The sequence below is a fragment of the Streptomyces sp. NBC_01363 genome, assembly GCF_026340595.1.
Taxonomy (GTDB): domain Bacteria; phylum Actinomycetota; class Actinomycetes; order Streptomycetales; family Streptomycetaceae; genus Streptomyces.
The window spans coordinates 2,096,292-2,108,774 of the sequence record NZ_JAPEPF010000002.1 but is presented as its reverse complement, the minus strand read 5'-3'; the positions used below and the strand labels follow the sequence as shown (position 1 = coordinate 2,108,774).

The window sequence follows — 12,483 nt, the reverse complement described above, 5'->3', positions numbered from 1 at the left end:
AGGTGGAGAGAGGATCGGGGGGTACGGAAGGCGACGGGGCGTCAGCGGCCGGTGTCGGCGTCGGCCGGCTTCCAGCGGAAGAGCCGCTTCTCCAGGAAGGTCAACAGCCCTTCGGCCAGCAGCGCGACGATCGCGAGGATGACCATCGCGGCGTAGACACCGGCGGCGTTGAACGTGCCCTGGGAGGCGGCGACCAGCAGTCCGAGTCCCTTGGTGGCCCCGATGTACTCACCGACGATCGCGCCGATGAGTGCGAAGCCGAAGCTCACATGCAGGCTGGTGAAGATCCACGACGTGGCGGAGGGGACGACCACCTGAAGGGTGACCTGACGGTTGCTGGCGCCCAGAATGCGGGAGTTGGCGACGAGATTGCGGTCGACCTCCCGTGCGCCCTGGAAGGCGTTGAAGAAGACGGGGAAGAACACCAGGACGACCGCGGAGGCGACCTTCGACGCCGGGCCGAGGCCGAACCAGATGAGGAAGATCGGCGCGAGCACGATGCGGGGCAGGGCGTTGAGCACCTTGATGTACGGCCCGAGGACATCGGCGGCGAACCGGACCCGCCCCAGCGCGATCCCCAGCAGCACACCGGCGATCACGCCGATGACCCAGCCGAGCAGCGCTTCGTAGAGCGTGTACCAGATCTGCTCCCAGAGGGAGCCCTGGGCGGTTCCGTCGACGACCCAGGTACGGATCTGGTCCCAGATCTTCGACGGCATCGAGAAGTTGAACGGGTCGATGACGGCCGTACGGGCCAGCCATTCCCACAGCCCGATGACCGCGAGAAGCACCGCGATCCGGCTTCCCGTCACCAGGTACTTGCGGTTCCTGGCGGCCCGCGCCCTGGCCCGGGTCCGCTCGGTCCTACCGACGGCGGCGCTCGCGGTGATGGTGTCAGGCGACATCGAGGGCACCCCTCTCGCGGGTGATGCGGACCTCTTCGCCGAGCGAGGACCAGATCTCCCGGTAGATCTCGACGAACCGGGGCTCCAGCCGCACCTGTTCGACCTTGCGGGGGCGGGGCAGGTCGATCTCGAAGACCTCCTTGACCGTGGCCGGTCCGGCGGTCATGACCACGACCTTGTCGGCGAGCGCGATGGACTCCTCCAGGTCATGGGTGACGAAGACGACGGAGGCGCCGGTGCCGGCCCACAGCTCCAGCAGCTCGTCCGACATCAGGGCCCTGGTCTGCACATCGAGCGCGGAGAAGGGCTCGTCCATGAGCAGGATCTCGGGGTCGTTGACGAACGTGGCCGCGAGGGCGACGCGCTTGCGCTGACCGCCGGACAGCTGGTGGGGGTAGCGGTCCTCGAAGGAGGAGAGGCCGACCCTGGCGAGCCACTCCCGGGCCCGCTCCTTCGCCTCGGGCTTGGGCACGCCGCGGAAGCGGGGACCCGCCATCACATTGGACAGTACGGTCCGCCACGGGAAGACCGCGTCCTGCTGGAAGACGAAGCCGACCTTGTCGCCGATCCCGCGCACCGGCTCCCCGGCCACCAGCACCTCCCCCTCGGTGGGCTCCTCCAGTCCGCTGACCAGGGTCAGCGTGGTCGACTTGCCGCATCCGGTGGGGCCCACCACGGCGACGAACTCGCCGCGCCCGATCGTGAGGTCCAGATCCCGTACGGCGGTGTGGAGCGCCCCCGACGGAGTCCGGAACGCTTTGCTCGCCCCCCGCAGCTCGATGGCGGGGCTCGTTTCGCTGTTCATGGAGCGGGACGTTAAAGGCGCCCCGATGACGCGGGCACCCTTGCGCTCACAACTCGGGGTTCTGCTCATAACGCGTGGTTCTGCTCGTTCTGCTCGCGCTCCGGCAACGAATGCGCCACGAGGACTGGTCATCGGCGACCGCGACGTTTACGTTGCGTTCACACAAGGACGAAACGGAGCATCATGTTCCTGGCCGGAGGAAGGCAGAGGGCGAGCACATGCGCATTCACTGGCCCCGCCGTGTCTTCGCCCAGGTGCTCCTCACCCAGGTGGCCATCACCACCGGAGTGATCATGCTCATCACGGGGCTCTTCCTCGCCCCGCTCAGCCACCAGCTCGACAACCAGGCGATGCACCAGGCCCTGTCCATCGCCCAGACCACCGCAGCCGAACCCGGCCTGGTGCGCGATCTGAGGAGCACCGACCCCAGCCCCGGCGGACCGGTGCAGGCCGAGGCGGAACGGATCCGGCGGGCCACGGGAGCCCTGTACATCGTCGTCATGGACACCCGCGGGGTGCGCTGGTCGCACACCGACGTCACGCAGATCGGCAGGCATGTCTCGACCGACCCCAGCACGGCTCTGGGCGGCCGGGAGATCATGCAGATCGACGACGGAACCCTGGGCCGGTCGGCACGTGCGAAGGTCCCGCTCCGCGACCGGCACCAGGACATCGTGGGCGCCGTGTCGGTGGGCATCGCCTACGACAGCGTCCACGACCGGCTGCTCGGGACCATTCCCGGCCTGCTGCTCTACTCCGGAGCGGCGCTCGCCGTGGGCGTACTGGCCGCCCTGGCCGTCTCACGGCGGCTCCAGCGCGGCACGCACGGACTCGCCTTCGCCGACATCTCCGCGTTGCTGGACGAGCGCGAGGCCATGCTGCACAGCATCCGCGAGGCCGTGCTCGCCCTCGACGCACGGGGCCGGATCCGATTGCTCAACGACGAGGCCCAGCGTCTGCTGGAGCTGGACCAGGACGCCGTCGGGCGTCCGCTGGGCGAGGTACTGCCGCCGGGCCGTACGGCCGAGGTGCTGGCGGGGCGGGTCGACGGCGCCAACCTGATCACCGTCTGCCGGGGCCGGGTGCTGATCGCCAACCGCATGCCCACCGGTGACGGCGGGGCCGTGGTCACCTTGCGCGACCGCACCGAGCTGGAACTGCTGGGCCGTGAACTGGACTCCACCCATGGCCTGCTGGACGCGCTGCGCGCCCAGGACCACGAGCACGCCAACCGGCTGCACACCCTGCTCGGGCTGCTGGAGCTGGGCAGGCACGATGCCGCGGTGGAGTTCGTCGAGGAGGTGACCAACGGGCACCGGGCTTCGGCGGAACAGGTCGCGGAGCGCGTCAACGATCCTTTGCTGTCGGCGTTGTTGGTCGGCAAGTCGGCCATCGCGGCGGAGCGGGGCGCGTCCCTGCGCATCTCGCCGGGCACCCGGCTGCCGGACGTGGTGGTGGACCCGCGTGATCTGGTGACCGTCCTCGGCAACCTCATCGACAACGCGCTGGACGTCGCCACCCTCATCGAGGTGGAGCTGCTCGCGGAGGGCGGGACGGCGGTCCTGCGGGTCAGCGACAACGGTCCCGGCGTGCCTCCCGCGATGCGCGAACAGATCTTCACCGAGGGCTGGTCCACCAAGGAGTCCCCCGCGCACCGCGGACGCGGTCTGGGTCTGGCGCTGGTGCGCCGGCTGGCCGAGCGCTACGGTGGCGCGGCCCGCGTCACGGCACGGGCCGGCGGCGGCGCGGTCTTCACCGTCGTCCTGCCCGAGGCACTCACCGTACGGCAGCTGACAGAAGTGGGAGAGTCGCGATGATCGATGTCCTGGTGGTGGACGACGATTTCCGGGTCGCCGAGATCAATGCCGCGTACGTGGCCAAGGTCCCCGGCTTCCGGGTCATCTCCCGTGCGCACACCGCCGCTCAGGCACTGTCCTTCCTGGAGCGCGACCATGTCGACCTCGTCCTCCTCGATCACTACCTGCCGGACGAGACGGGCCTGACGCTGGTGCGGCGGCTGCGCCAGCTCGGCCACCCGGCCGATGTGATCATGGTGACCGCGGCCCGCGACGTGTCGACCGTTCGGACCGCCATGCGGTACGGGGCGCTGCAGTACCTCGTCAAGCCGTTCAACTTCAGCGGTCTGCGGTCCAAGCTGGAGAGCTACGCGGCCCTGCGCCGGACCCTCGAAGGTGTGGGCGGCGGCCGAGGCGAGGCCGGGCAGGAGCAGGTCGACCAGATCTTCGGCGCCCTTCGCACCACGGAGTCCGGCCCCGCGGCCGGGCTGCCCAAGGGGCACTCCGCGCCCACCGCGGATGTCATCCGCCATGTCCTGTCGGGCGCCGAGGGCCCGCTGTCCGCGCACGAGGTCGCCACCCGGGCGGGCCTCAGCCGCTCCACCGCCCAGCGGTACCTCAAGTATCTGGAGGGCGCGGGCCGGATCAGTCTCAGCCTCAAGTACGGCGACACGGGCCGCCCCGAACACCGTTACGCGTGGGCGGATCTCCGTCCGGAGTCGCTGCGATGAGCCCGTCGGGAGCGCCGCCGGTGGAGCTCACTCCCGCAGCCGCGGAACTGCTGCGACGGCTGCGGGAGGTCCACGGACCGCTGATGTTCCACCAGTCGGGCGGCTGCTGCGACGGCAGCGCGCCCATGTGCTACCAGGACGGCGAGTTCCGTACCGGTGGCTCCGATGTACTGGTGGCCTCGCTCGACGTCGACGGGGTGGCGGAGCGCATCCCGTTCTGGATGTCGAGGAGCCAGTTCGAGGTGTGGTCGCACACCCGGCTGATCGTCGACGTGGTGGAGGGGCGCGGCAGCGGATTCTCGCTGGAGGCGCCGGAAGGGGTGCGGTTCCTGATCCGTTCGCGGCTGGCCGGCCCGGACGGGGGCTGACCCGCCGCTCACGGTCGCCCGGCAGGACGCCGGGGTTCAGGGCGTGAGGCTACTGACGACGTTGGCCGTGGCGGCAAGGCCGTCCTGGATGGTCGGCGCCATGCTCGTACCCGCGAGGAAGAACCCGAGCATGGCGCAGACCAGCGCATGCGACATCTTCAGCCCCCCGTTGCGGAGGAAGATCACTGCGAGGATCAGCAGAAGCAGCACCAGTGAGATCGAAATGGCCATGGCCAACCTCCTCCGCCGCGCCGGAAGGCGGCATTCGGCCGCCAGTGTGGCGTAGCGGAGGAGCCATCCGGCGCACTGGCGTGTCCGCCATCCGGGTGTTGACTGGCTGTCACGCTCGGGGCGGCGCGTCCGGTCAGCCGCGGGGGTGGGCGGCCCCAGTCCGGTTGTCCCGGTCGAGGGTGCGGAGGAAGCGTTCGAGCCCCGCCAGATCATCGGTGTTGAGGTGGTCGACCCCGGCCGCCAGCAGCTCCGTCCAGACCGCGTCCCGCTCCGGCCCCGGCGCGTCCGGCGTGGCCCAGAAGCGGACGCGCCGGCCGCTGCGGTGGGCCTGGGCGACGTGCGCACGCAGTCTGTCCCGCTCGGCCGCGGGGAAGGGACCCGTGCCCAGCCAGCTGAAGTCGTCGGTCCAGCTGCTGCTGATGAGCGGGATGAACGAGGCGGTGGCCGGGGTTCCGAGGTCTTCGGGGCGGCCGTCGTAGAAGGCGTGGCGCGTCGCCTGCGCCTCCATCGGGACGCGGGCGGCGCGGTCGCCGGAGATGACAGCGGTGATGGCACCGGGCCGCACCCGGCCGTGGTGGTACGACGTCAGCATCCGCCGGTAGTGCCGGAGCTGCCGGTCGAGTTCGAGGTAGGCCGCGGCTCCGTCCGTCTTGATGTCGATCAGCAGCTGCACGGGTTCGTGGTAGCCGGGGTGGACCGTGCCGTGGTTGGCCCGGACCCTCGCCAGCAGCGGGTCGAGGTAGAGCGAGGCGAGGGTTCGGGCGGGGTCGAGGTCGGTGGCCTCGTGGGCGACCAGCAGTTCGCCGTCCACCAGGAAGATGTCGGCCTCGACGCTGGTGAAGCCGTGCCCGAGCGCGTCGTGCAGGGGGCGCGTGTGCAGGTAGTCGTTGTGCGCGTGGGCCCTGCGCAGCGCGCGCGGGCGGTGGCGTCGTACGGCCGGGGACGCCGAGGCGGCCTCGGACGCGGCGGCCGTGTGCGGGGACAGGAACGCGCCTGCGGCCGCGGTGGCGAGCGCGGTGGTGACGACGCTTCGGCGGGTCGGGAACGCCATGGATTCTCCCGGGGAGCGAGTGGTGGACCGGACGGGCGGACGCGACCGAGTATGCGATGGTGATCGCCACAACGGGCATACTCCGCACAAGAGTTGATCCGGTCGTCGTCCGCCCGTCGACTGCCGTTTCCTCGGTCAGGCCGGGACCGTCCAGCGTTGGTTGGCGCCACCGGTGCAGGCGTAGACGCCGAGCGGGGTGCCGTTGGCGCTGCCGCCCCCGTAGGCGTCCAGGCACTGCCCGGTGGCGGGGTTCACCAGGGCCGCGCCGTCGATCCGCCACTGCTGGGCGGCCGAGCCGTCGCAGACCGCGGTCCGTACGGTGGTGCCGCTCACGGCCATGCAGTGGAACTGGGCGCGGAGCGTGCCGTCGGCGGCCCGTACCCAGTTCTGGTTGTTGCCGCCGTTGCAGCTCCAGAGGTCCAACTGCGTTCCGGTGGTGCCGCCGGGGATGTCGACGCAGGCGCCGTCGATGCCCGTGAGGGATCCGGACGACGAGTTGCCGATGCCGTCCTCGTGCACGCTGCCGCCGCCCTGACCGCGTACCGAGGCGCCGTTGGAGCAGGTGCCGCTGACGCTGGTGGAGCCGAGTGCGGCGGTGACGGTTCCGCTGCCCGCCATACCGCTGGGCAGGTCGAGGAGGGCCTTGGAGTACGGCGAGTCGGCGCAGGTCGCGGCGTTGTTGTTCCAGTCGAAGTACTCGACCCAGTCGACCATTCCGCCGGTGGCGACCTTCGCGCCGGTGCCGGTCTGCAGGCTGCCGAGGACGAATGACGTGCCCGCGGTGACATCGGTGATGGTGGCCCGGTACCAGCCGGCCGTCGTGTCGGGTGCGACGCGGAAGCGGTAGTGGTGTCCGGCCGTGAAGCGCTCACCGAGCCGGCAGGTGTAGCCGGTGCCGCCCTCGGCGAACGTCTGGCAGTAGGTGCCCGTGTCTCCCGGCCTGCCTCCGGTGGAGTCCCAGAGCGAGAAGAGGAACAGGCCGCCGCCGGAGCGGTTGCGCTGCATTCCGATGTAGCCGCCGACCCCGTTGGTGAAGCCGAACTGGTGGGACCAGAAGACGTTCGCGCGGCCGGGGTCGGACTGGACGGTCGTCCCGAAGGTGACCTCGTCGAGGGCGGTCGTCCCGGCCGGGAACGTGTAGTTGCTGTATGAACCCGGGGTCTGGCCGGCCGCCGCGGACGGTCCGGCCAGCCCCAGGCAGGCGGCGACGGCGAGGATCACCACCGCGACGGTGGCGCGTGCTCCGTGCATGTCCCACTCCTTGTCCGGACGGATCGACCGACCCACCCCTTCGGTCATGGACTCATCAACAAGAGTGGGGGTGTGTCACGCCCGGGGGCATGGACTTATCCGTTCGGGCTCATGGACTCCCGCGCTGCGCCCGGTCCGGAGCACTCCCGCCAGCCGACCGTGCGGTCGCACCAGCGTTCCAGCAGCACCCGGTCGTGGCCGACGGCCAGCAGCCCGGCCCCGGACTCCCTCCGGTAGGACTCGACGACCGCCACCAGCGCGGCGGTCGTCGACGCGTCGAGCATCGCGGTCATCTCGTCGCAGATCAGCCAGCGCGGCCGCAGGACCAGCGCCCTCGCCAGGCAGGCGCGCTGCAACTGGCCGTCGCTCACCTCGTGCGGGCGCCGGCCCAGCAGCTCCGGTGTGAGCCCGACGGCCGGTGCCAGCCCGGCCACCCGGTCCGCGACCTCCGAGCGGCGGCCGGTCGCCCGCAACGGCTGGGCGACGAGTTCGCGCAGGGTGAGCCTGGGGTCGGCGGAGAGCCGGGGCTGCTGGAAGACGACGCCGATGGCGGTGCGCTGCGCACGCGGGGCACGGTGCCGCCAGCCGCGTACCGGTTCGCCGTCGAGCACGACCGTGCCCGCGTACGGGCGGTGCAGCAGGGCCGCGACCCTGGCCAGGGTGGACTTGCCGCAGCCGCTCGGGCCCAGCAGTCCGAGGGACTCCCCCGGCGCCAGGCGCAGCGAGGCCTCGCGGACGACGGGATCGCGCCGGTCGTATCCGGCGGTGACGCGGATGAGTTCAAGCACGGACCGGCTCCTCCCCGTCCGCCCGCACACCGTGGTGGCAGGCGAGACGGCCGTCGAACGGGGGCTGTACGGAACACCGGTCGTCGGCGCGCCCGCAGCGGGCCGCGAACGCGCACCCCTCGGGAAGCGCTCCGAGCTCGGGCGGCATTCCGGGGATCGGCACGAAGGCGCGCTCCGGCAGGGCGTCGAGGAGTCCGCGCGCGTACGGGTGGCGTGGTCCGGGCTTCCCGAAGAACCGCTCGGCGTCGGCGAGTTCGACGATGCGGCCCGCGTACATCACGGCGACCCGGTCGGCGATCCGCTCGGCCGCCGCGAGATCGTGGGTGATGATCAGCAGCGCCCGGCCCCCGTCGGTGTGGCGGCGCAGTTCGTCGGCGGTCCGCTCGACCAGCTCGCGGTCGAGTCCGGTGGTGGGCTCGTCGGCGAGGAGCAGGGGTGCGTCGCCGATCAGGGCGAGCGCTGTCGCGGCCCGCTGGGCGAGACCGCCGGAGAGTTCGTGCGGATACCGGTCGAGGTGCCCGGACGGGAACGAGGCGCGTGCGGCGGCCTGTTCGGCCGCGGGGCGCAGGGCGGGCCTGCGGGCGCCGGTCAGTTCGCGGAGGGTCTCCTCCAGCTGGGCGCGTACGGTGCGGACCGGGGTGAGGTGTGCGGCGGGGCTCTGCGGTACGAGTCCGATGCGGCGGCCCCGTACCGTACGGGCTAGGGTCCGTTCACCGGCGGTCAGGAGATCGGTGCCGTCATCGAGCAGTGCCGAGCCCGAGGTCCGCGCATTGCCGGGAAGCAGTCCCAGCAGCGCCGAGGCCAGTACGGACTTCCCGCAGCCGCTCTCGCCGACCAGGGCCAGACACTCCCCCGCCGCGAGGTCGAAGTGCGCGTCGGCGACGGCGGCGATGTGCCGGCCGCCCCGCATCCGGAAGCGCACGGAGAGACCACGGACGGAGAGGACCGGCGCCTTCGGGCCGGGGGCGTTCTTCACAGCATCAGCTCCGATCGGCGGCGCGGATTGATCCGCTCCCGCCACGCGCCGGCGAGGCCCGCCAGCGCGAGGGTCGGTATCACCAGGAACAGGCCGGGGAAGAGCGTCGGCCACCAGTCCCCGGCGAGGAGCGAACCGCGCGCCGTCTGCACGAGATTGCCCAGGCTCGCCTGATGGGTGGGCAGCCCGAGCCCCAGGAAGGAGAGCGCGGACTCGTGCCACATGGCGTGCGGCACCATCAGCACGGCCGCCAGGCCCGCCTGCGGAAGCACGGCGGGCAACAGATGCCGGACGACGACCCGCCCGCGCGAGGCACCGCCGGAGATCGCCGCGTCGATGAACGGACGCGAGCGGAGCGAGAGCACTTCGGAGCGGACGATCCTGGCCGTCGAGAGCCAGTGGGTGAGCGCGACGGAGACGATCACCGGGCCGACGCCGGGCCGGAACATGGCGACGATGAAGATGCCGAGCAGCAGATGAGGTACGGACGAGAAGGTGTCCACCAGCCGCATGACTACGCGGTCCGTCCAGCCTCCGAACGCCGCGGCCAGTGCGCCGACCGCGGTCCCGATGACCGTCGCGGTGAGCCCGGCGACGACGCCGACGAGCAGCGAGACGCGGAGCCCGTAGACGCAGCGCAGGAGCAGATCGCGCCCGACGTCGTCGGTGCCGAACGGGTGCTGCCAGGACGGTGGCCGGAGCTTGGCCGCCAGGTCGACGGCCTGCTGGTCGAGCTGGACCAGCGGGGGCACGAGCAGGACCGCGAGCAGCACCGCGGCGACGATCCCGGCGGAGCTGACCACGCGGACACGGCGGGTCGTGCGGCCGGCGGGTCCGAGGTCGGGTTCAGCCATCGAAGCCCACTCTCGGGTCGGCGAGCGCGTACAGCAGGTCGGAGAGGAGGTTGCCGAGGACGACCGCCACGGTGGCCAGCACCGTGAGCGCGGCCAGCAGCGGGAAGTCGACGGAGGTGGCGGCCTGCACGGTGGCGGCGGCGATGCCGGGCCAGCTGAAGACCGTCTCGACGAGGAGGGCGCCGGTGATGAGTTCGGGGACGCGGGAGCCGATGAGGGTGAGCATCGGCAGCATGCCGGAGCGCAGCGCGTGGCCGAGCAGTACGGTCCGCTCGCTCAGTCCGCGGGCGCGGGCGCCGCGCACCGGGTCCTCGCCGAGCGCGTCCGCGACACCCTGGCGCACGTAGAGGAAGAACCACGGCAGCTGGGAGATACCGAGCACGGCCGCGGGGAGCACCAGATGGCCGGCGACCTGCCCGAAGGTGACGGTGTCGCTGGCCGCGTCGGTGAGACCGCCGGCCGGGAGCACGTCGAGTTCCAGGGCGAAGAACCAGATGGCGAGCAGCCCGAGCCAGAAGGCCGGGGCGGCTTCGAGCGTGTACGCGGCGGATCTGACGCACCGGTCGAGCAGGCGGCCGGGCCTGCGGGCGGCCAGTACGCCGAGGCCCGTGCCGAGGAGCACGGCGACGGCGAAGGCGGACGCGGCGAGCAGCACGGACCAGCCGAGGCGTTCGCCGATGACATCGGCGACCGGCTGACGCATCACGGCGGAGTCGCCGAGGTCGCCGCCGAGCGCCGAGCTCAGCCAGGTCCACCAGCGGCTCACGAGCGGCTGGTCGACACCGAGGTTGGCGCGCAACTGGTCGAGGTTCTCCTGCGACGCGGTGAGCCCGGCGGTGCCCGCGTACGCCTTGACCGGATCGAAGGGGGAAGCGGCGGCGACGGCGAAGACGCCGAACGTCACGGCGGCCAGGACGGGGACGGCGAGCAGCGCCCGCCGTCCCGCCATTCTGCCCATCGGCCCCCAGGGGAGGCGGTGGTTCACTTCTTCGGCGTCCAGTCCTCGACGTTCCACCACGGGCCGGATGCCAGTCCGTGGTCGTGCGGTTCGACCTGGGTGGTGAGGGGGCCGAAGCGGTCCTTCACGACGTAGAGGTGGTCGATATGGGTGAGGAAGGTGTAGCCGGGGTTCTTCACCAGCTCGCGCTGGACGGTGTCGTAGGCGGCTTTGCGTTCGGCGTCGTCACCGCTCCTGCGGCCCGCTTCGAGGGCCCGGTCGACGGCCTTGTTGTCGTACCAGGCCATGTTGTTGAAGCCGTCGCCCGCGAGCGAGGACTTCAGCAGTGTGTACTGGTCGAAGTCGGGGTCGGCGGGCGATCCGCCGCCCGCGAGGACCGCGTCCTGCTTCATCCGGGGCTCGATGACCTCCCAGGTGCCGGCCTCGGTGGTGATGTCGATGCCGGCCTTCTTGGCATCGGAGGCATAGGCGAGCGCGTGGTCCTGGCGCAGCTTGTCGCCGGTGAGGTACCAGAGCGGGAAGGCGGCGCGCACGCCGTCCCTGGTGCGGATGCCGTCCTTGCCGGGCTTCCACCCGGCGTCGTCGAGGATCTTCTTCGCGGTGGCGAGGTCGTGGGAGCGTTCGGTGCCCTTGGTGAACCACTCGCTGTCGGTGGGGACGGGCCCGTACGCGGCCCGGCCCTCGCCGTTGAGGATGGAGTCGACCATGGCCTTCCGGTCGACGGCGACGTCGAGGGCGCGCCGGACGGCGATGTCGCCCGTGACCTCGTTGTGGGTGGGCAGGGTCACGGTGCGGTAGTCGTACGTGGTGGCGGCGTACGTGTGGGTGCCGCTGCCACGGGCGAATCCCTTGGCCAGGTTGGGCGGCAGGATCGCGCCGTCGAGTTCCCCGGAGCGCAGCCGGGTGGCGCGTATGTCGTCGTCCTTGATGATCGCCATGGTGAACTTCTTGACCTTCGGCGCGCCGCCCCAGTAGCCGGGGTTGGCCTTGAAGCCGATCTTCTCGCCCTTGGACCACTTGGTGAGCAGGTACGGTCCGGTGCCGATGGGGCGGGTGGTGAAGGCGCCGGTGTTGACGTCCTGCTTGCCCGCGATGTGTTCGGGTGCGATGGGCAGGACGGTGCGCCGGGCGAAGGGCGCGTAGGGGTACTTGAGCCGGAAGACGACGGTGTCGTCGCCGTTCGCCTCGACGCTCTGCACCGCGTCGAGTTCGGTGCGGGAGGCGTTGTTGGTCTTCTTGTCGAGGATGGTCCGGTAGGTGAAGACCACGTCCTTCGCGCCGAAGGGCTCGCCGTCGCTGAACTTCACGCCCTTGCGGAGCCGGTAGGTGTACGTCAGCCCGTCGTCGCTCACCTCGGGGAGGGCGGTGGCGAGCGCGGGTCGCAGCTTCATGTCGGCGTCGAGGGCGAGCAACCCGTCGAAGATCTTGGAGTTGCCGTCCTTGCCGTAGCCGAGCAGCGGGCTGAGGCTGTCGGGCTCGTAGGCGATGCCGACCACCGCCGAGTCCCCCGCGCCCGATCCGGAGTTGCCGCCGTCCGGGCCACCCGGTTGTGAACAGGCCGCCGCGGTCAACGACAGCACGGTCGCCAGTGTCACGGCGGCCGCTCCCCGTATCGATCGGGCCGTCATACTCTGCACATCCCTTATTGAAGATCTGATGTTATTGCGAAACCATCGCAATTAAACAGCAGGTAAAGGGGTGCCCGATACCCCGCCGACCGGGGAGACGGCGGAGCGGAGGCGCGTGTGCACACGCCTCCGCTCCCAAGT

At 71.2% G+C, this 12,483-nt stretch carries 13 protein-coding genes; 3 read left to right on the top strand and 10 right to left on the bottom strand.

Annotation, left to right across the window (positions count from 1 at the left end; all coding sequences use genetic code 11):
- Nucleotides 1–41: 41 nt before the first annotated feature.
- Both OG611_RS37305 and OG611_RS37300 read right to left on the bottom strand, forming a co-directional pair.
- The gene (locus tag OG611_RS37305) at nucleotides 42–905 is read right to left on the bottom strand and encodes an ABC transporter permease (protein WP_266430641.1); all 864 of its coding nucleotides are present in this window, start codon (nucleotides 903–905) and stop codon (nucleotides 42–44) included.
- Entirely contained in the window at nucleotides 895–1,710 is an 816-nt protein-coding gene (locus tag OG611_RS37300) for an ABC transporter ATP-binding protein (protein WP_266430638.1), read from the bottom strand. Before OG611_RS37300 ends, OG611_RS37305 begins: the two co-directional genes overlap by 11 nt.
- Nucleotides 1,711–1,928: 218 nt before the next feature.
- On the opposite strand from OG611_RS37300, the gene OG611_RS37295 reads away from it, so the two are divergent.
- The 3 genes from OG611_RS37295 to OG611_RS37285 are packed head-to-tail and all read left to right on the top strand — an operon-like array spanning nucleotide 1,929 to nucleotide 4,605.
- Nucleotides 1,929–3,527: a sensor histidine kinase gene (locus tag OG611_RS37295; RefSeq protein ID WP_266430635.1), complete on the top strand. Its 1,599-nt coding sequence runs from the start codon at nucleotides 1,929–1,931 to the stop codon at nucleotides 3,525–3,527.
- Nucleotides 3,524–4,237, top strand: coding sequence for a response regulator (locus OG611_RS37290; RefSeq protein ID WP_266430632.1), 714 nt, complete (start codon nucleotides 3,524–3,526; stop codon nucleotides 4,235–4,237). The genes OG611_RS37295 and OG611_RS37290 overlap by 4 nt, the downstream gene beginning before the upstream one ends.
- Nucleotides 4,234–4,605 (top strand): DUF779 domain-containing protein, encoded by a 372-nt coding sequence (locus OG611_RS37285; RefSeq protein WP_266430629.1) that lies wholly within the window; start codon nucleotides 4,234–4,236, stop codon nucleotides 4,603–4,605. The genes OG611_RS37290 and OG611_RS37285 overlap by 4 nt, the downstream gene beginning before the upstream one ends.
- Nucleotides 4,606–4,641: 36 nt before the next feature.
- On the opposite strand, the gene OG611_RS37280 is transcribed toward OG611_RS37285, so the two are convergent.
- From OG611_RS37280 to OG611_RS37245, 8 genes are all read right to left on the bottom strand, one after another.
- Nucleotides 4,642–4,836 (bottom strand): hypothetical protein, encoded by a 195-nt coding sequence (locus OG611_RS37280; protein WP_266430626.1) that lies wholly within the window; start codon nucleotides 4,834–4,836, stop codon nucleotides 4,642–4,644.
- Between the two features lie 133 nt (nucleotides 4,837–4,969).
- Nucleotides 4,970–5,887, bottom strand: a complete 918-nt coding sequence (locus tag OG611_RS37275) for a phosphatidylinositol-specific phospholipase C/glycerophosphodiester phosphodiesterase family protein (RefSeq protein WP_266430623.1) — start codon at nucleotides 5,885–5,887, stop codon at nucleotides 4,970–4,972.
- A gap of 135 nt (nucleotides 5,888–6,022) precedes the next feature.
- Nucleotides 6,023–7,138 carry a ricin-type beta-trefoil lectin domain protein gene (locus OG611_RS37270; RefSeq protein WP_266430620.1) on the bottom strand — a complete coding sequence of 372 codons (1,116 nt, stop codon included), beginning with the start codon at nucleotides 7,136–7,138 and terminating at the stop codon, nucleotides 6,023–6,025.
- Between the two features lie 95 nt (nucleotides 7,139–7,233).
- On the bottom strand, nucleotides 7,234–7,926 hold the full coding sequence (locus OG611_RS37265) for an ABC transporter ATP-binding protein (protein WP_266430617.1): 693 nt from the start codon (nucleotides 7,924–7,926) through the stop codon (nucleotides 7,234–7,236).
- Complete coding sequence (locus OG611_RS37260; RefSeq protein ID WP_266431428.1) at nucleotides 7,919–8,836, bottom strand: ABC transporter ATP-binding protein; 918 nt, start codon at nucleotides 8,834–8,836, stop codon at nucleotides 7,919–7,921. Before OG611_RS37260 ends, OG611_RS37265 begins: the two co-directional genes overlap by 8 nt.
- 62 nt (nucleotides 8,837–8,898) lie before the next feature.
- Nucleotides 8,899–9,756, bottom strand: a complete 858-nt coding sequence (locus OG611_RS37255; protein ID WP_266430614.1) for an ABC transporter permease — start codon at nucleotides 9,754–9,756, stop codon at nucleotides 8,899–8,901.
- Nucleotides 9,749–10,714, bottom strand: coding sequence for an ABC transporter permease (locus OG611_RS37250; protein ID WP_266431426.1), 966 nt, complete (start codon nucleotides 10,712–10,714; stop codon nucleotides 9,749–9,751). Before OG611_RS37250 ends, OG611_RS37255 begins: the two co-directional genes overlap by 8 nt.
- 23 nt (nucleotides 10,715–10,737) lie before the next feature.
- A complete protein-coding gene (locus OG611_RS37245; protein ID WP_266430611.1) occupies nucleotides 10,738–12,342 on the bottom strand; it encodes an ABC transporter substrate-binding protein in 1,605 nt (534 codons plus the stop codon).
- Nucleotides 12,343–12,483: the final 141 nt, after the last annotated feature.